Annotated in this window: 17 protein-coding genes; 7 read left to right on the top strand and 10 right to left on the bottom strand. The window is 65.0% G+C overall.

Annotated features, from left to right (window positions below; translation table 11 throughout):
* Positions 1 to 328: 328 nt before the first annotated feature.
* Positions 329 to 1,432: a saccharopine dehydrogenase family protein gene (locus NKJ26_RS29320; protein WP_352698953.1), complete on the bottom strand. Its 1,104-nt coding sequence runs from the start codon at positions 1,430 to 1,432 to the stop codon at positions 329 to 331.
* A 126-nt stretch (positions 1,433 to 1,558) separates the two neighbouring features.
* On the opposite strand from NKJ26_RS29320, the gene NKJ26_RS29315 reads away from it, so the two are divergent.
* Entirely contained in the window at positions 1,559 to 1,987 is a 429-nt protein-coding gene (locus tag NKJ26_RS29315) for an Lrp/AsnC family transcriptional regulator (RefSeq protein ID WP_027027192.1), read from the top strand.
* Between the two features lie 156 nt (positions 1,988 to 2,143).
* Here NKJ26_RS29315 and NKJ26_RS29310 read toward each other — a convergent pair whose 3' ends face one another.
* From NKJ26_RS29310 to NKJ26_RS29300, 3 genes are all read right to left on the bottom strand, one after another.
* Complete coding sequence (locus NKJ26_RS29310) at positions 2,144 to 2,356, bottom strand: hypothetical protein (RefSeq protein ID WP_352698951.1); 213 nt, start codon at positions 2,354 to 2,356, stop codon at positions 2,144 to 2,146.
* Complete coding sequence (locus tag NKJ26_RS29305) at positions 2,353 to 3,108, bottom strand: COG4280 domain-containing protein (protein WP_352698949.1); 756 nt, start codon at positions 3,106 to 3,108, stop codon at positions 2,353 to 2,355. The genes NKJ26_RS29310 and NKJ26_RS29305 overlap by 4 nt, the downstream gene beginning before the upstream one ends.
* 111 nt (positions 3,109 to 3,219) lie before the next feature.
* A complete protein-coding gene (locus NKJ26_RS29300; RefSeq protein WP_352698947.1) occupies positions 3,220 to 3,705 on the bottom strand; it encodes a hypothetical protein in 486 nt (161 codons plus the stop codon).
* A gap of 207 nt (positions 3,706 to 3,912) precedes the next feature.
* On the opposite strand from NKJ26_RS29300, the gene NKJ26_RS29295 reads away from it, so the two are divergent.
* A complete protein-coding gene (locus NKJ26_RS29295) occupies positions 3,913 to 4,278 on the top strand; it encodes a RidA family protein (protein WP_352602620.1) in 366 nt (121 codons plus the stop codon).
* 39 nt (positions 4,279 to 4,317) lie between these two features.
* Positions 4,318 to 5,544: an amidohydrolase/deacetylase family metallohydrolase gene (locus tag NKJ26_RS29290; protein WP_352698945.1), complete on the top strand. Its 1,227-nt coding sequence runs from the start codon at positions 4,318 to 4,320 to the stop codon at positions 5,542 to 5,544.
* 172 nt (positions 5,545 to 5,716) lie between these two features.
* Here the strand turns inward: NKJ26_RS29290 and NKJ26_RS29285 are convergent, their stop codons facing one another.
* The 3 genes from NKJ26_RS29285 to NKJ26_RS29275 form a co-directional block, all read right to left on the bottom strand.
* Positions 5,717 to 7,507, bottom strand: coding sequence for an NAD(P)-binding domain-containing protein (locus NKJ26_RS29285; protein WP_352698943.1), 1,791 nt, complete (start codon positions 7,505 to 7,507; stop codon positions 5,717 to 5,719).
* 68 nt (positions 7,508 to 7,575) lie between these two features.
* The gene (locus NKJ26_RS29280) at positions 7,576 to 7,797 is read right to left on the bottom strand and encodes a tautomerase family protein (protein WP_027027200.1); all 222 of its coding nucleotides are present in this window, start codon (positions 7,795 to 7,797) and stop codon (positions 7,576 to 7,578) included.
* A 75-nt stretch (positions 7,798 to 7,872) separates the two neighbouring features.
* Entirely contained in the window at positions 7,873 to 8,790 is a 918-nt protein-coding gene (locus NKJ26_RS29275) for an SMP-30/gluconolactonase/LRE family protein (protein WP_352698941.1), read from the bottom strand.
* A 184-nt stretch (positions 8,791 to 8,974) separates the two neighbouring features.
* On the opposite strand from NKJ26_RS29275, the gene NKJ26_RS29270 reads away from it, so the two are divergent.
* Positions 8,975 to 9,268 (top strand): hypothetical protein, encoded by a 294-nt coding sequence (locus NKJ26_RS29270; protein ID WP_352698955.1) that lies wholly within the window; start codon positions 8,975 to 8,977, stop codon positions 9,266 to 9,268.
* A 311-nt stretch (positions 9,269 to 9,579) separates the two neighbouring features.
* Here the strand turns inward: NKJ26_RS29270 and NKJ26_RS29265 are convergent, their stop codons facing one another.
* Positions 9,580 to 9,873, bottom strand: coding sequence for a 4a-hydroxytetrahydrobiopterin dehydratase (locus NKJ26_RS29265; protein ID WP_027027202.1), 294 nt, complete (start codon positions 9,871 to 9,873; stop codon positions 9,580 to 9,582).
* Between the two features lie 93 nt (positions 9,874 to 9,966).
* On the opposite strand from NKJ26_RS29265, the gene NKJ26_RS29260 reads away from it, so the two are divergent.
* Positions 9,967 to 10,485, top strand: coding sequence for a low molecular weight protein-tyrosine-phosphatase (locus tag NKJ26_RS29260; protein WP_352698939.1), 519 nt, complete (start codon positions 9,967 to 9,969; stop codon positions 10,483 to 10,485).
* Here the strand turns inward: NKJ26_RS29260 and thpR are convergent.
* Complete coding sequence (thpR, locus tag NKJ26_RS29255) at positions 10,389 to 10,985, bottom strand: RNA 2',3'-cyclic phosphodiesterase (RefSeq protein WP_352602606.1); 597 nt, start codon at positions 10,983 to 10,985, stop codon at positions 10,389 to 10,391. The genes NKJ26_RS29260 and thpR overlap by 97 nt on opposite strands.
* A 128-nt stretch (positions 10,986 to 11,113) precedes the next feature.
* A complete protein-coding gene (locus NKJ26_RS29250) occupies positions 11,114 to 11,758 on the bottom strand; it encodes an arylesterase (RefSeq protein ID WP_352698937.1) in 645 nt (214 codons plus the stop codon).
* A gap of 88 nt (positions 11,759 to 11,846) precedes the next feature.
* Here NKJ26_RS29250 and NKJ26_RS29245 point away from each other — a divergent pair, with 88 nt between their 5' ends.
* Together NKJ26_RS29245 and NKJ26_RS29240 are read left to right on the top strand one after the other, a co-directional pair.
* The gene (locus NKJ26_RS29245; protein WP_352602602.1) at positions 11,847 to 12,542 is read left to right on the top strand and encodes an ABC transporter ATP-binding protein; all 696 of its coding nucleotides are present in this window, start codon (positions 11,847 to 11,849) and stop codon (positions 12,540 to 12,542) included.
* The gene (locus NKJ26_RS29240; RefSeq protein WP_352698935.1) at positions 12,542 to 15,091 is read left to right on the top strand and encodes an ABC transporter permease; all 2,550 of its coding nucleotides are present in this window, start codon (positions 12,542 to 12,544) and stop codon (positions 15,089 to 15,091) included. Before NKJ26_RS29245 ends, NKJ26_RS29240 begins: the two co-directional genes overlap by 1 nt.
* The last annotated feature ends 63 nt before the right edge of the window (positions 15,092 to 15,154 follow it).

The raw sequence follows: 15,154 nt of genomic DNA, 5'->3' as shown, positions 1-15,154 counted from the left end.
CGTGCGTTCGCCAGCCTTGGCTCCCTTCCTCTCCCTCCGGAGGGGGGAGAGGTGGCGCTGCGAAGCAGCGACGGAGTGGGGGAAGCCGGTCCTCAATCGCGCCGCCGCTGACAACTCACCACAGGGCCTCGATCAGAGCACCGCATCACAGTCTCAGCCCCGACAAGCTGGAAAACTCAGGCAAGCGCCAACAGGGCGCAAGCATGGCTTCGACGAAAGGTCGACCCCCACTCCGGCCCTTCGGGCCACCTCTCCCCCGATCGACGGGGGAGAGGAAGGGCGTTTCCCATCGACGGGTAGAGGAAGGGCGCGAGCCTATCCGGGCGTCTCAGCTCGCGAGCCGGCTTACCATCTCGTGCTGGGCGTAGGCGCGGCCGAAACGGTTGGCGAGGAAGGCGTCGAGGGGGATGTCTTCCTGTTTGACGAAGCCGGTTGCCGGCAGGCTGCCGTCGGCGAGCATGTCGAGCACGGCGCAGATGCCCGACGCGGTGGTGATCTGGATGGCGCTGCGCACCACATTGCCGACGCGCTTCGAGTAGACCTTGTTGGCGTAGGTCTCCTGCAGCAGGCGGCCGTTCTTGCGGCCCGAGACGGTGACGAAGACAATGACGACGTCCTGAAGCGTCGCCGGCAGGGCGCTCTCGAAAATGTCCTTCAGCACGTCGCGGCGGTGGCGCAGGCCAAGGTCGTTGAGCAGCGCCTTCATGATCGCGGCATGGCCGGGGTAGCGGATGGTGCGGTAGTTCAGCGTGCGCACCTTTCCCTTCAGCGTCTCGGCCAGCGTGCCTAGCCCGCCGGAGGTGTTGAAGGCTTCGTAGGTGACGCCGTCGAGCGAGAATTCCTCGCGCTCCTCCAGCGGCGGCACTTCGACCAGCTCGCCCTCGACGATCGCCTCGCAAGGCTCGCAATACTCGTTGATGACGCCGTCGGTGCTCCAGGTGAGATTGTAGTTCAGCGCGTTGGACGGGTATTGCGGCAAGGCGCCGACGCGCATGCGCACGCTTTCCAGCGTGTCGAAGCGGCTGGCGAGATCGTTGGCGACGATCGAGATGAAGCCGGGTGCCAGCCCGCATTGCGGGATGAAGGCGCTTTTGGCCGAACGGGCCAATTCCTTGACCCGCCTGGTGCTGGCGACGTCCTCGGTGAGGTCGAGATAGTGCACGCCGGCGCTTGCCGCCGCCTCGGCGATGCGCGTCGTCAGATGGAATGGGGCGGCGCTGAGCACGGCGAACTTGCCGGCAAGCGCGGCTTCGAGCGCGCCGGCGGCTTCGATGTCGAGTTCCAGCGTGGCGACAGTGGCCGGCAATTCGGCCGCGGCAAGCTGCGCTGCCGAGCGGTCGACGAGAGTGACCGAGAAGTCGCCGGTCGCGGCAAGCATCTCCGCGATGGTCGAGCCGATCTTGCCGGCGCCGACTACAATGATTTCCTTCATGACCGATCCCTCGCGACTGACTGATGCGTTTATCCCTGAGAATCGCAGCTTGCCCGTCGAAAGGAAGCGTGGAATTGTACGAAACGAAGCTCCGATTTGCGCGATATGCCGGTAGGAATCGTCGAAATGCTAAGCGATGCCGAACAGGCCCTGCTTTCCCTGCTGCGCGAGAACGCGCGCGCCTCGACCGCCGAACTGGCGCGCAGGCTTGGTGTGTCACGCACAACCGTCCAGAGCCGGATCGAGCGGCTTGAGCAGCGCGGTATCGTCACCGGCTATGGCGTCAGACTGGCGCCGGACTATGAGCAGGGACTGGTGCGGGCGCATGTGCTGCTCACCGTGACGCCCAAGCTCGCCGACAAGGTGGTGCGCGGCCTGCGGGCGCTGGCGCCGGTCCGGACGCTGCATTCGGTCAGCGGCAATTTCGACATGATCGTCATCGTCGACGCGCCGTCGATCCGCGACCTCGATACGCTGATCGACCAGATCGGCGCCATGGACGGGGTCGAGCGGACCTTGTCGTCGATCATCCTGTCGACGCGCATCGACCGCTGAGCGTGGTCGGCCGGTGTTTGCCGGCTAAGAACCAGGCGCCGGTGAACCGCGCCTTGCGCGCGCCGGCCTTGTCTTCTTGTGCGATGTCGGTGTCTTCGACCAGCCGCCGACAAACGATCCAGAAGAAGTCGCATCGCTCTTCTGATCAATCTCTGATCATGGCCGCCGCACCGCGGCTCGCCGCACGCTCTGCGCGAGAATGACCAAGCAGCCAATCAGCAGCAGGATGCCGCCAAGAAGTGGCGGCAGCGCCAGCAGCTTCACCGCTGCCGTGACTCCGGCGATCAGGACCAGCGCCAGCAGTGCCAGGCTGCCATCGTCGATGAACATGCCGACGAACTCCTTGAGAGCGATATGCACGATGTTCATCGAAGGTGTTCTCCGGCCGGAGCGGGACGGGCGTCGCGCAGCCAGCGGACGATGGCCAGGGATGCAAGCGCAACGACGGCGAAGATCGCCAGCAAGGCGAGATCGGCGCCGGGCCAGTCGGCACCGAGACCTTCACCGGTCCAGAAAATGCCGAAGCTGGTCAGCATCAGGCCGACGACAAACTTCAAAGCGTTTTCGGGAACGCGAGCCAGTGGGCGATGTACGGCAAGACCGATGATCATCACCAGCAGGAATGCCGCCAGCGCGCCGAGGCCGGCGGCGAGCGTCTGTCCATGGGCACCGCCAACCGCGATGACGATGAACACCACTTCGACACCTTCCAGCAGCACCGCCTTGAACGCCGCAAGCCCGGCCAGGTAGTCCGCCCGGCGATCACCGGCCTGCCGGCGAAGTGCTGCGGTCTCGTTCGAGAAGGCGGCCTCCTCGTCGTGCAAGGGCAGAATCCCGACACTGCGCAGGATCGCCTTGCGCAGCCAGCGCATGCCGAACAGGATGAGCAAGACGCCGACCACGAATTGCAGCGTGGTGATGGGAACAAGCGCCAGCAACGGTCCAAACGCCAGCACGAACGCCGCCAGCGCCGCCAGTGCCAGCGCCGCACCGGTCAATGCCGGCCGCCAGCCTCGGGTCAACCCGACCGCAAGCACGATCGTGAAGGCCTCGACCACCTCGACGAAAGAGCCGAGAAAGGCTGCGCTGACGGTCGAAACCAGGGGTGCGAGATTGGTCATGGCCTGCCGGTGGGATTGCAGCTTGCTTTCCTAGCATAGACGTCGCCGCGGCGCTCGACAGCGAATTTCGCAAATCGTGTCTTCGGCCGATCGCGAATGTTTTGGTGACGCCTAGCCGCCCATCGGGTATGGCATGTAGCCGACGAAGCCTGTGATCTTCCAGCTGCCGCCGAGCTTGGCGCAGAAATACAGCGTTTGCCATTTCAGCCTGTCGACGCCGCCATCCGCCTTGGCGACGGAGCCGTCGAATTTCTTGTGCAGCACGGCGCGGTCGCCGTCGACATCGATGTCGCGCAGATTGGTGACGCGGAACAGCGCTTCGCGCAGCGGCTCGGCGAATTGCGTCGCCGCGGTCTCCTTGGCCTGGCGCAGCCACTCGTCGCGATAGATTTCCAGCCTCGGGAACTCCAGCCGCCAGGCGTCGGCATTGCTGAGGAAATGGGCATGCATGCCGAAGAAGCTTTCGGCGACGAAATCATGCTCGACCATCGACCAGTCCTGGCCGATGAAAGCGTCGATGTCGCGCCGCACCAGCATTTCCCAGAGCGCGTGGCGGTCTGCGTCGCCGGCCGGAAACGGGTTCTTGTCGAAGGTCATTCTGGGGGCTCCCGGCTGGAAATGCGTGGCGGCCTTAACGCCGCCCGCAGCTGCGCACGATGCAAGCGCTTCTGTAATAAAGCAACATGGATTGTTGCGAAAAATGTTGCTTTCCAACAAGACCTCTATCGGGATTGCCTCGATCGCGGTAAATCTCGGCCGAAGCAGGCGCCGCAATGGCGCCCGCCATCGAGAGGAGGTCACGCCTTGCCCAAGCAGTGTTTTGGCACGTCCCATGTGCCGCTGTCGCCCGCCGTGCGGGCCGGCGATTTCGTCTATGCCTCCGGGCAGGTTCCGGTCGGCAGTGACGGCATCGTGGTCAAGGGCGGCATATCCGAACAGACCGAACAGGTGCTTGCCAACCTGAAGGCCGCGCTGGCGCTGGCCGGCTGTACGCTGGATGACGTCGTCAAGACCACCGTCTGGCTCGAGGACGCGCGCGATTTCGGCGCCTTCAACGCCGTCTATGCCAGGCATTTCCCGAAGAATCCGCCGGCGCGCACCACGGTCGAGTCGCGGCTGATGATCGACATCAAGATCGAAGTCGAGGCGGTCGCCTACCGGCCGGCCTGACGGAGTCCGAGGCGGAAAGACGAGACGGAGGTTACGCCCATGCAATTCGACCTCCTGCTGAAGGGCGGACGGCTGATCGATCCGGCAGCCGGGCTCGACTCCCCGCGCGATGTCGCCATCGCCAACGGCCGTGTCGCCGCGGTGGACGCGGATATCCCGGCGGACAGCGCCGCACGGGTCGTGGACGCCAGCGGCTGCATTGTCACGCCCGGCCTCGTCGACCTGCACAGTCACGTCTATTGGGGCGGCACTTCGCTCGGCGTGGATGCCGATCGCCTTGCCGCCAAGAGCGGCACCACCACCTTCATCGACGCGGGTAGTGCGGGCGCGGGCAATTTCCTCGGCTTCCGCCGTCACATCATGGAGCGCTCGAAGGTGCGCATCCTGGCCTATGTCAACATTTCGTTTGCCGGCATCTTCGGCTTCTCCCAGAGCGTCTCGGTCGGCGAGTGCAGCGATCTCAGGCTCTGCGAACCGCGCGAGGTGGTCGCGGCGGCGCGCGAGCACGCGGACGTAGTCGTCGGCGTCAAGGTCCGCTCGGGCCGCCATGCCGGCGGCACCAGCGGCATCGCCCCGGTCGATCTGGCGCTGGAGGCAGCGGACAAATCAGGCCTGCCGCTGATGGCGCATATAGACGAGCCGCCGCCCGGCCGCTCGGAAGTGCTGCCGCGCCTGCGCAAGGGCGACATCCTCACTCATTGCTTCCGGCCGTTTCCCAACGCTCCGGTGTTCGCCTCCGGAGCGGTGCGGCCCGACATGCGGCTGGCGCGCGAGCGCGGCGTCATCTTCGATCTCGGCCACGGCATGGGTTCGTTCGACTTCGACATCGCACGGGCGATGCTGGCTGACGGATTGGCGCCCGACGTGATCTCGAGCGACGTGCATCTCTACTGCGTCGACGGGCCGGCCTTCGACATTCTGGTCTGCATGTCGAAGCTGCTGGCGCTCGGCATGCCGCTGGTCGAGGTATTGCGCGCCGCGACGCAGGGGCCGGCGCAAGCGATCGCGCGGCCTGATCTCGGCACGCTGGCGGTGGGCACCGTCGGCGACGTCGCCGTGCTTCGCCAGCGCCCGGGCCGCTTCACCTTCGTCGACGCGGTCGGCGCATCGCTGGTCGCCGACCAGCGGCTGGTTTGCGAAGGCATCGTCATCGGCGGCACCTGGTGGCCGAACGAGGCCATGAACGACCTCGGCGAGACCGAACGTTTCGAGGCGCATGTGGGACATACGCATGTCGAGGTGGCGGCGAAGCATTTCGGGCGATGATTAGCCAATCTCCCCCCTCGTGGGGGAGATGCCCGGCAGGGCAGAGGGGGGCGCGAAGGAACGCGGCGTCTCAGGATCTGGGGAGAGGAACCCGAGCGCGGAAAGGTTGGCGGGACAGCGCCCCCCTCTGGCCTGCCGGCCATCTCCCCCACGAGGGGGGAGATCGGCAGCTTCACCGTCCAGCGTTACTGACCGCCCCGTAAACCGGCGTCGCAATCCCTTCCATCCGCGCTTTGATCTGCAGCGCCACATATTTCGAATAGAAGCGCGACAGCGCCAGATTGCCGCCGTGGAACCACAGCGCTTCCTGTGCCGTCGGTTTCCACATGTTGCGCAATTCGCCCTGCCAGGGCCCGGGATCGCCCTTCACGCCCGAGCCGAGGCCCCAGCACGGGCCAACTTTGTCGGCGACCTCGCGCGAGACGATCGCCGCGACATTCTCATTCATCGACTGGTAGCCGGTGCAGGCGATGATGGCGTCGGCCTCGAGCTCGGTGCCGTCCTCGAAAAGTATGCCTGTCGGCGTCAGCGACTTGATCGCCACGCCGCTGCGGATACCGATCCTGCCGTCGATGATCAGGTCCGAAGCGCCGACATCGATGTAGTAGCCCGAGCCGGTGCGGTAGGCCTTCATCAGCAGGCCGGTTTCGTCGTCGCCGAAATCGAGGGCGAAGCCCGAGGCGCGAAGCCTGTCATAGAAGGCAGCGTCGCGCTGCCTGATCACGTCGTAGAGCGCACGCTGGCCCTTGGGCACCAGCGCGAAGGGCGTCGAGGCGACGATCATATCGGCCTTCTCGGTGGTGATGCCGCGCGCCAGCGCACTCTCCGAAAAAATCTCGAAGCCGACCTCCATCAGCGTGTCCGACTTGACCACGGTCGTCGGCGAGCGCTGGATCATGGTCACCTCGGCGCCGCTTTCCCAGAGATCGACGCAGACGTCGTGCCCCGAACTTGCCGCGCCGATGACGGCAACCTTCCTGCCGCGGAACTTCTCGCCGCTGGAATACTGGCTGGAGTGCAGCAACTCGCCCTTGAACCGGTCGGCGCCGGCGAGGTCGATCTTTCGTGGCGGGCCGTAGGCGCCGGTGGCGAAGACGATGTGCTTCGGCTTCAGCGTGATGCGCCGGCCGACGCGATCGACCACCACGGTCCAGGCCTTCTCGGCCTCGTCATAGGAGGCGCTGAGGCACCTGGTGGCAACCCAGTAGTTGAGCTCCATGACGCGCGTGTACATTTCCAGCCAGTCGCCCATCTTGTCCTTGGGCGTGAACACCGGCCAGTTTTCCGGGAACGGGATGTAGGGCAGGTGGTCGTACCAGACGGGGTCGTGCAGCACGAGCGTGCGGTAGCGGTTGCGCCAGGAATCGCCGGGCCGGGCGTTCTTTTCGACGACGATCGCCGGTACGCCGAGCTGCCGCAGCCGCGCGCCAAGCATGATGCCGCCCTGGCCGCCGCCGATGACCAGGCAATAGGGCTGTTCCTCGGCGCCGAGTTCGCGCGTCTCGCGCGCCCGGACCTCCGACCAGGTCTCGCGCTCGGGGTCGGCCTTGTGGCGCACGCCGAGCGGCCGTTTCGCTCCCTTGCGCTCCTCGAACCCTTTCAGGTCGGTCATCGCGGTGAACAGCGTCCCGCAGCGGCCATCGCGCAGGCGCATGATGCCTTGTCCCCTGGCGACCGCCGTTTCGAAATTGAACCAGGCCTCGATGATGCCTTCATCCGAGGTCGCCTCGCCGGCGAGCTGCCATGCGGTCGGCTTCGCCGTCGCCAGCGTCGCGTCGAGCATGTCCGCGATCGCCTCGCGGCCTTCCATGGTCTTGATGTTCCAGGTGAAGGTCAGAAGGTCGCGCCAGTAGCAATCGTCGCCGAACAGGGTGCCCGCCGTCGCCACGTCGCCGGCTTCGAGCGCATGGGCAAAGGATGCCAACCATGCGGCTGCCTGTTTCGATGGCGCCATTTCGAGCATTTCTTGCCTCTTTCTGCAAACACGCCGCACGCCCGGCACATCGCGGGAATTGCGTAGAACAAAGAGCTCTACGCCGGCGTCCGGGGATTGCCTCGCAAGGTCTCGACATCGGTCTTGCCGACGAACCAGTCACGGGCATTGACCTCCTCGAAGACCACCCACACATCGTCATTGCTCAGCCCGGTGGCGTCCATGATGGCTGCCGTTACTCTTTTGGCTATGTCGGCCTTCTTGCCCGCCGGATCGGCGGCGATCACTTCCTTGACGATGCGGATGTTGACGAATGGCATGACGTCCTCCCAGCATGTTCGCGGTCGCCACCGGCGAACTGTCGAACAGTCGCCGGCACTTGCGCCGCGATCAGTTCAAAAAGTCTTCGCCCCGTTCACCATCAGCCGGACCGCGTAGAGCGAGGTGGTGCCGGCGATATAGAGGCAGTTCAGCTTGGCACCGCCGAACACGCAGTTGGCGGTCACCTCGGGCACCTTGACCTTGCCGATCAGCGTGCCGTCGGGGTCATAGCAATGGATGCCGTCGGCAGCGCTTGTCCAGATACGTCCGTCCTCGTCGAGCCGGAAACCGTCGAACAGGCCGGCGGTGCAGTCGGCGAAGACCTCGCCGCCCGAGATCCTCTTGCCGCCCTCGTCCACATCGAACACCCGCATATGCGCCGGGTTCTGCGCGCCATGCGTGCGCCCGGTGTCGACGACGTAGAGCTTGCTCTCGTCGAGCGAGAAGGCGAGTCCGTTCGGCCTAACCATGTCGGTGATCACGGCCTCGATCTCGCCCGTGCCGGGATCGACGCGGTAGACGTTGCAGGCGCCGATCTCGCTTTCGGCCTTGTCGCCCTCATAGTCGGTGTCGATGCCGTAGCTCGGATCGGTGAACCAGATCGAGCCGTCGGACTTCACCACCACGTCGTTGGGTGAGTTCAGCCGCTTTCCCTTCCATTTGGCGGCGATGGTGGTGATCGAGCCGTCATGCTCGGTGCGGCTGACGCGGCGGCCCGAATGCTCGCACGTGACCAGCCGGCCCTGCCGGTCGACGGTATTGCCGTTGGAATTGCCCGACGGCTGCCGGAAGACGCTCACGCTGCCATCCGTCTCGTCATAGCGCAGCATGCGGTTGTTCGGGATGTCGGACCAGACGACATAGCGGCCGGCGGCGAACCAGGCCGGTCCTTCCGACCATTTGCACCCCGTGAACAGCTTCTCCACCTGCGCATTGCCGTTGAACAGCCGCGCAAAACGCGGATCGATAATTTCGTAGTCGGCGGCGGCCATTCATTTCCTCCGGTGGCTTGGCACTCTCCCGGCGCGATCAAGCCAGCCGGCGATCGATATGGCAAGATCGATGACGGCAGCGTCTCCAGAATTTGTAAGACAAAACCGAACGAAGACGCTCGGGCGCAGATAAGCGCGACGCCGCTTCACCGGAAACGATCCGTTAGGACGCCCTTAACCGGCTATGCGTCCAGCGCAATGGTGCATTGCAACATCTTCTTTTTGCAATGCACCATTACTATGTCATGTTCCGTATCGATCAAGGGAGGAAGAACCGGCCGCTCAGAACGCGGCAGAGAAGGAACCTTGCTATGGTCTTCAACGATCTTATGAACCGCGCTCGCACCAGCATCGCCAGCGCAAGCACTACAACCGTCTCGTCGCCGAAATCGACAGCTTTTCCAGCCGCGATCTCGCCGACATGCGCGCCGATCGCTCAGAGATGCTGTACCAGATCCACAAGCAGATCTACGGCTAAGCCCGCCGCCCGATCGCCAAGAGAACGCAGCCAAATCTGCGGGCAGACCCCTGCGATTGGCGAACGCATCTCACATTTGCCGTCTTGGAGCGACTCCATCGCAAGAACCCCCAGGATTGTGCCGTGATTTACGAGCGCCCGCAACGGGGCGGGATTTGTTCCGCCGTGCGCTCGGGTTGATTGGCGCTGTCGGGTCGCTAAGCTGACCCGCCGCGTTCTTTGGTCGACGTCATCAGTCGATCACAAGGGCCGGCGCGCCGCTGCGTGGCTCGCCTTGGGACTAAGCCAGGGCCTGCGTCGACGGGCTACGACTAACCGGCAAAGCGGTTCATCTTCTTCGCCAGCTCGATGTCGAGCGCGGTCACGCCGCCGGCGTCATGGGTGTTCAGCGTCACGTCGACCGTCTTGTAGACGTTTGACCAGTCCGGATGGTGGTCCATCTTCTCGGCGGCCAGCGCGACGCGGGTCATGAAGGCGAAGGCCTCGGAAAAATTCTTGAACGTGAAGATCCGCTTGATCGCCGCGCCGTCGGCGGCCAGCGACCAGCCTTCGAGGCCGGCCAATGCCTCGGCGATCGCGTCCTTGCCCAGTTTGTCTCTCGTCATGTCGATTTCCCGTGCTATTGCCGAAGTGACCCTTACCATAATGCATGTCGCCCAAAATTCGTTGCGGTTTCGGGATGCACAGAACGCCGATCGATGAACGCGAAGCCGATAAACTCCATTCTTTTCGTCTGCCTCGGCAACATCTGCCGGTCGCCGCTGGCGGAAGGTATCTTTCGCGCCGTGCTGGCGGAGCGGAGTCAGGGGCGGGATATCCTGCTCGATTCAGCCGCAACCGGCGGCTGGGAGGTCGGCTCCGCTCCCGATCCGCGCTCGGTCGCGGTTGCATTGCGCCATAGCCTCGACATTTCCGGACAGCGGGCGCGCAAGATCACGCCGCCGGATTTCTCCCGCTTCGACCTGATCTTCGGCATGGACCGGTCGAATGTCGCTGATTTGAAAGCGTTGGCACCGGCAGCCATGCGCGACCGCATCCATCTGTTTCTGGAGTTCGCGCAGGGCAAGATACGCGACGTGCCGGATCCCTATTACGATGGGCCTGAGGCCTTTGCCGAGGTCTACCGCATGATCCGCGAGGCATCGGAGGCGCTGGCGGCACGGCTGGCAGCGCGGGCATCGGTGCCCGACAGCGGCCAGGCTTCCTCGACGATATAGGGTCCGCCGCCGACCGAATCGCGCGACGACATCAAGACGAAGCGGCTGATGCGGAACGGCAGCGTCGAGAAATTGCCGCGCGCCGACAGATACTGGGCGACATCCAGAGGGCTTGAATTGCGCAGTCTCGCCAGCGTCACATGCGGCATGAACTTGCGCGGGTCGGCGGGAATGCCGAGGCGCTGGCAGATGCGCTCGATCTCGGCCTGGAGCGCTGCCAGATCGGGAGAGGCGGAAACGCCCGCCCACACGGCATGCGGCTTCTTCTGGCCGAAAGCACCGACGCCGGACAGTGCCAGCGAGAAGGAAGGGCGGTGGACACGATCGAGCGCATTGGCGATCTCGTCGGCGACATGGCCCTCGACATCGCCGATGAAGCGTAGGGTCAGATGGTAGTTTTCGACGTCTATCCAGCGGGCGCCTGGCAGGCCGCCCCGCAGCAGGGACAGCGAAAGAGCGGCGTCACGCGGAATTTCGAGGGCGGTGAAAAGACGCGGCATGAAGAGCCTCCCTTCCTCGAATCGAACTGACACCCTAGCGAATCATCGATAATCAAATGGAGCAAGAGGTTTGTTGGTCGCAGGCTTTGATAAAAGCTTCCGCAACGGAAAATGGTTCCGATCCGGCCTCATGAACGTTTCGGCACCGCCGCGATGGCCTTTTCGACCGCGGGCAGGATGCGTTCGACCATCCGATCGACACCTCGGGCGCTTGGATGCAGGCCATCCTCGAGCTGCAGGCCAGCCTGACCGGCGACGCCGTCGAGAAAGAACGGGTAGAGAGCGACACCATACTTGCTGGCAAGGTCGGGGTAGATGGCATCGAAGGCATTCTGATAGTCGGCGCCGAGGTTCGGCGCGGCGCGCATGCCTGCGAGCAGCACGGCGATCTTGCGCTCTCGCAGCTTGGCCAGCATGTCATCCAGGTTCTTTTTGGTGATACCGGGCGCGATTCCGCGCAGCATGTCGTTGGCGCCGAGCTCGAGGATGACCAATTGGGTGCCGTCCGGCACCGACCAGTCGAGCCGCGACAGGCCGCCACTGGTCGTGTCGCCCGAGACGCCGGCATTGGCGACGGTCACGTCGTGGCCCTTGGCGCGCAACGCTGCCTGGAGCTTGTCGGTGAAGCCTTCGTCCGGTCCGAGGCCAAAGCCCGCCATCAGGCTGTCACCGAAGCCGACGATCTTGAACGGCTCGGCCCCGGCCGACGAAATGGCGCCGCAAATGGCGAGGAAAAGGATCAGGCCTGCGGCCATCAGGCGTTTGAAAGACATGCGGCAGCCCCCATATGACCAAGGAATTCTTCCGGCGACGGCCTCCGGCAAGCAGAGCCTTCATTTTCCCATATAGGATGCTTTTATTTTGACAGAAGCCGTCATCGCGCTGAAAGACGTGTCCCTGACCCTTGGCGAAGGGGCTTCGTCCGTTCATGTGCTGAAGGGTGTCAGCCTCGAGGTGGCGCATGGCGAGGCGACCGGCATCGTCGGTCCTTCGGGCTCGGGAAAATCGACATTGCTGATGGTGCTGGCGGGTCTGGAAAGGGTCGATTCGGGAACGGTGCGAATCGCCGGCGCATTGCTCAACGGCAAAAGCGAGGATCAGATCGCTTCGTTTCGGGGCCGAAACATCGGCATCGTCTTCCAATCCTTCCACCTCATTCCCAACATGACGGCGCTCGAAAACGTCGCGGTGCCGCTGGAGCTGGCCGGCCATGCCGATCCGTTTTCGGTGGCGGCGCGGGAGCTTGCGGCCGTCGGCTTGAGCGACCGCGTCACCCATTATCCCGGCGAACTGTCGGGCGGCGAGCAGCAGCGCGTGGCGATCGCCCGCGCGCTGGCGCCGTCGCCGCGCATCCTCATCGCCGACGAACCGACCGGCAATCTCGACCAGGCGACCGGGCGGCAGGTCGCCGACCTGCTGTTCGCCAAGGCCGCCGAACGCGGCATGACGCTGGTGCTGGTCACCCATGATCCCGCACTCGCGGCACGCTGCTCGCGCCAGGTCTCGATGCGCTCCGGCCGCATCGAGACGCCGGCACAGACCAAGGTCGGCGCCTGATGCCGCTGACGCAGACGCTGAGGCTCGCTGTCCGCTTTTCGCTGCGCGAGATGCGCGGCGGCCTGTCCGGTTTCCTGATCTTCCTCGCCTGCATCGCCCTCGGCGTCGCGGCGATCGGCGGCGTCAATTCGGTGGCGCGCTCCATTACCGCCGGTGTCGCCAATCAGGGCCAAACGCTGCTTGGCGGCGATCTCCGCTTCCAGATCAACCAGCGTGACGCCAGCCAGCCGGAGCGCGGCTTCCTCGACGGGCTGGGTGCGATATCCAGAACCGCCAGCATGCGCTCGATGGCGCGTCTCGCCGACGGATCCGATCAGGCGCTGGTCGAGGCCAAGGCGGTCGACGATGCCTACCCGCTCTACGGCGTCCTGGAAACCGAACCCGCGCTGTCGAAGCAGGAACTGTTCGGCGAACAATTCGGTGTCTTCGGCGCCGCGGCACCCGATCTGCTGTTCGAACGGCTGCACATCAAGATCGGCGACCGCCTGAAGCTCGGCACCGCCACTTTCGAACTGCGCGCCAGGCTGGTCACCGAACCGGATGCTGTGTCGGACGGATTCGGCTTCGCGCCAAGGCTGATGATTTCGAATGAGGGGCTGGCCGCTTCCGGACTGATCCAGCCGGGCAGCCTGGTCGAGAACGCCTACAAGGTCCGGCTGCCCGCCGACGCCGATGAGGCGCGGCTCAAGGCCATCCAGGATCAGGCCGCCAAGGATTTCCCGGAGGCCGGCTGGTCGATCCGCACGCGCAGCAATGCCGCACCGGCGCTGTCCTCCAATATCGAACGCTTCTCGCAATTCCTGACGCTGGTCGGGCTGACGGCACTGGTGGTCGGCGGCGTCGGCGTCGCCAATGCGGTGCGCGCCTATCTCGACGGCAAGCGCGGCGTCATCGCCACCTTCAAGAGCCTGGGCGCGTCGGGCGGCTTCGTCTTCGCCGTCTACCTGGTGCAGATACTGATCATCGCGGCGCTCGGCATTGTGCTCGGCCTGGTGCTCGGCGCGCTGATGCCGTTCGCGGCAAGCGCCGCGCTTCAGTCCGTCATTCCCGTGCCGGCGCAAGGCGGCTTCTATCCCGGCGCGCTCGGCATGGCGGCGCTGTTCGGGTTTCTGGTGACGCTGGCCTTCGCCCTGCTGCCGCTTGGGCGCGCCCGCGACGTGCCGGCGACCGCACTGTTTCGCGAGATGGGGTTGGAAGGCCGCGGCTTTCCCCGCCCCGTCTATATCGCGGCGGCCGTCGGCATAGCATTGCTGCTGGCAGCGCTGGCCATCGTGTTCTCGGGCGACCGCCGCATCGCCTTGATCTTCGTCGGCGCCACGGTCTTCGCCTTCCTGGTGCTGCGCCTCGTCAGCGAGTTGGTGCAATGGGCGGCAAGGAAGAGCCCGCGCGTGCGCTTTGTGGCGCTCAGGCTCGCCGTCGGCAACATTCACCGGCCCGGCGCCCTGACGCCGTCCGTGGTGCTGTCGCTGGGGCTCGGGCTGACGCTGCTGGTGACGCTGGCGCTTATCGACGGCAATCTCAGGCGCCAGATTTCCGGCAGTCTGCCGGAGCGGGGGCCGAACTTCTTCTTCGTCGATATCCAGAGCAGCGATGTCGATGCGTTCTCCGTGCTGGTCGGCAGGCAAGCGCCAGAGGGAGCACTGGTCAAGGTGCCGATGCTGCGCGGCCGGGTGATGGCGCTCAACGGCGTCGCCGTCGACAAGGTCAAGGTGCCGGCCGAGGGCGCCTGGGTGCTGAAAGGCGACCGCGGCCTGACCTATGACGCCAAGCAGCCGGAAAATACGACGCTGACCCAGGGCAGCTGGTGGCCGGACAATTACACGGGCGAGCCGCTGGTTTCGTTTTCCGACAAGGAAGGCAAGGAAATCGGCCTGAAGCTTGGCGATACAGTCACCGTCAACGTGCTCGGCCGCAACGTGACCGCCAGGATCGCCAATTTCCGCGAGGTCGAATGGGAGACGATGGGCATCAATTTCGTCATGGTGTTTTCGCCCAATACATTCGCGGGTGCCCCGCATGGCTGGCTGGCGACGCTGACCGAAAAGAGCGCCTCCGCGGCCGACGACGCCCGTATCCTCAATGCCGTCACCCGCGCCTTCCCGGCGGTCACGACGGTGCGGGTCAAGGACGCGCTCGATGTCGTCAACCGGCTGGTGGGGCAGATCGGCACGGCGATCCGGGCGGCGGCCGGGGTGGCGCTGATCGCCTCGGTGCTGGTGCTGGCCGGCGCGCTTGCCGCCGGCAACCGGGCGCGTATCCATGACGCGGTGGTGCTGAAGACGCTTGGCGCGACGCGGCGGACGCTGATCGCCGCCTTCTCGCTCGAGTACATGCTGATCGGGGTGGCCACCGCGGTCTTCGCCCTGGCGGCGGGGGGTGCCGCCGCCTGGTTCGTCGTCGCGCGAATCATGACACTGCCATCGCATTTCATGCCCGAGGTGGCGGTGGCGACCATCGTCTTCTCGCTGGTCATCACCGTCGGCATCGGCCTCGCCGGCACCTGGCGGGTGCTCGGCCACAAGGCCGCGCCGGTGTTGCGCAACCTCTGAGTCTCGCGCGCGTCCCACGTGCCGGCGGCCGGATTTGATTAAATCGCAGTAATGTTCCGCCGC

It is taken from the genome of Mesorhizobium sp. M0152, from assembly GCF_040322415.1.
Taxonomy (GTDB): Bacteria; Pseudomonadota; Alphaproteobacteria; order Rhizobiales; family Rhizobiaceae; genus Mesorhizobium.
The sequence above is the reverse complement of the archived record's forward strand: the minus strand, read 5'-3'. Positions and strand labels throughout refer to the sequence as shown.

Bases quoted from the DNA above. Each gene is read 5' to 3' on its own strand.
- NKJ26_RS29320 (WP_352698953.1), bottom strand. From the start codon at position 1,432: ATGAAGGAAATCATTGTAGTCGGCGCCGGCAAGATCGGCTCGACCATC.
- NKJ26_RS29315 (WP_027027192.1), top strand. From the start codon at position 1,559: ATGCTAAGCGATGCCGAACAGGCCCTGCTTTCCCTGCTGCGCGAGAAC.
- NKJ26_RS29310 (WP_352698951.1), bottom strand. From the start codon at position 2,356: ATGAACATCGTGCATATCGCTCTCAAGGAGTTCGTCGGCATGTTCATC.
- NKJ26_RS29305 (WP_352698949.1), bottom strand. From the start codon at position 3,108: ATGACCAATCTCGCACCCCTGGTTTCGACCGTCAGCGCAGCCTTTCTC.
- NKJ26_RS29300 (WP_352698947.1), bottom strand. From the start codon at position 3,705: ATGACCTTCGACAAGAACCCGTTTCCGGCCGGCGACGCAGACCGCCAC.
- NKJ26_RS29290 (WP_352698945.1), top strand. From the start codon at position 4,318: ATGCAATTCGACCTCCTGCTGAAGGGCGGACGGCTGATCGATCCGGCA.
- NKJ26_RS29285 (WP_352698943.1), bottom strand. From the start codon at position 7,507: ATGCTCGAAATGGCGCCATCGAAACAGGCAGCCGCATGGTTGGCATCC.
- NKJ26_RS29280 (WP_027027200.1), bottom strand. From the start codon at position 7,797: ATGCCATTCGTCAACATCCGCATCGTCAAGGAAGTGATCGCCGCCGAT.
- NKJ26_RS29275 (WP_352698941.1), bottom strand. From the start codon at position 8,790: ATGGCCGCCGCCGACTACGAAATTATCGATCCGCGTTTTGCGCGGCTG.
- NKJ26_RS29270 (WP_352698955.1), top strand. From the start codon at position 8,975: ATGCGTCCAGCGCAATGGTGCATTGCAACATCTTCTTTTTGCAATGCA.
- NKJ26_RS29265 (WP_027027202.1), bottom strand. From the start codon at position 9,873: ATGACGAGAGACAAACTGGGCAAGGACGCGATCGCCGAGGCATTGGCC.
- NKJ26_RS29260 (WP_352698939.1), top strand. From the start codon at position 9,967: ATGAACGCGAAGCCGATAAACTCCATTCTTTTCGTCTGCCTCGGCAAC.
- thpR (WP_352602606.1), bottom strand. From the start codon at position 10,985: ATGCCGCGTCTTTTCACCGCCCTCGAAATTCCGCGTGACGCCGCTCTT.
- NKJ26_RS29250 (WP_352698937.1), bottom strand. From the start codon at position 11,758: ATGTCTTTCAAACGCCTGATGGCCGCAGGCCTGATCCTTTTCCTCGCC.
- NKJ26_RS29240 (WP_352698935.1), top strand. From the start codon at position 12,542: ATGCCGCTGACGCAGACGCTGAGGCTCGCTGTCCGCTTTTCGCTGCGC.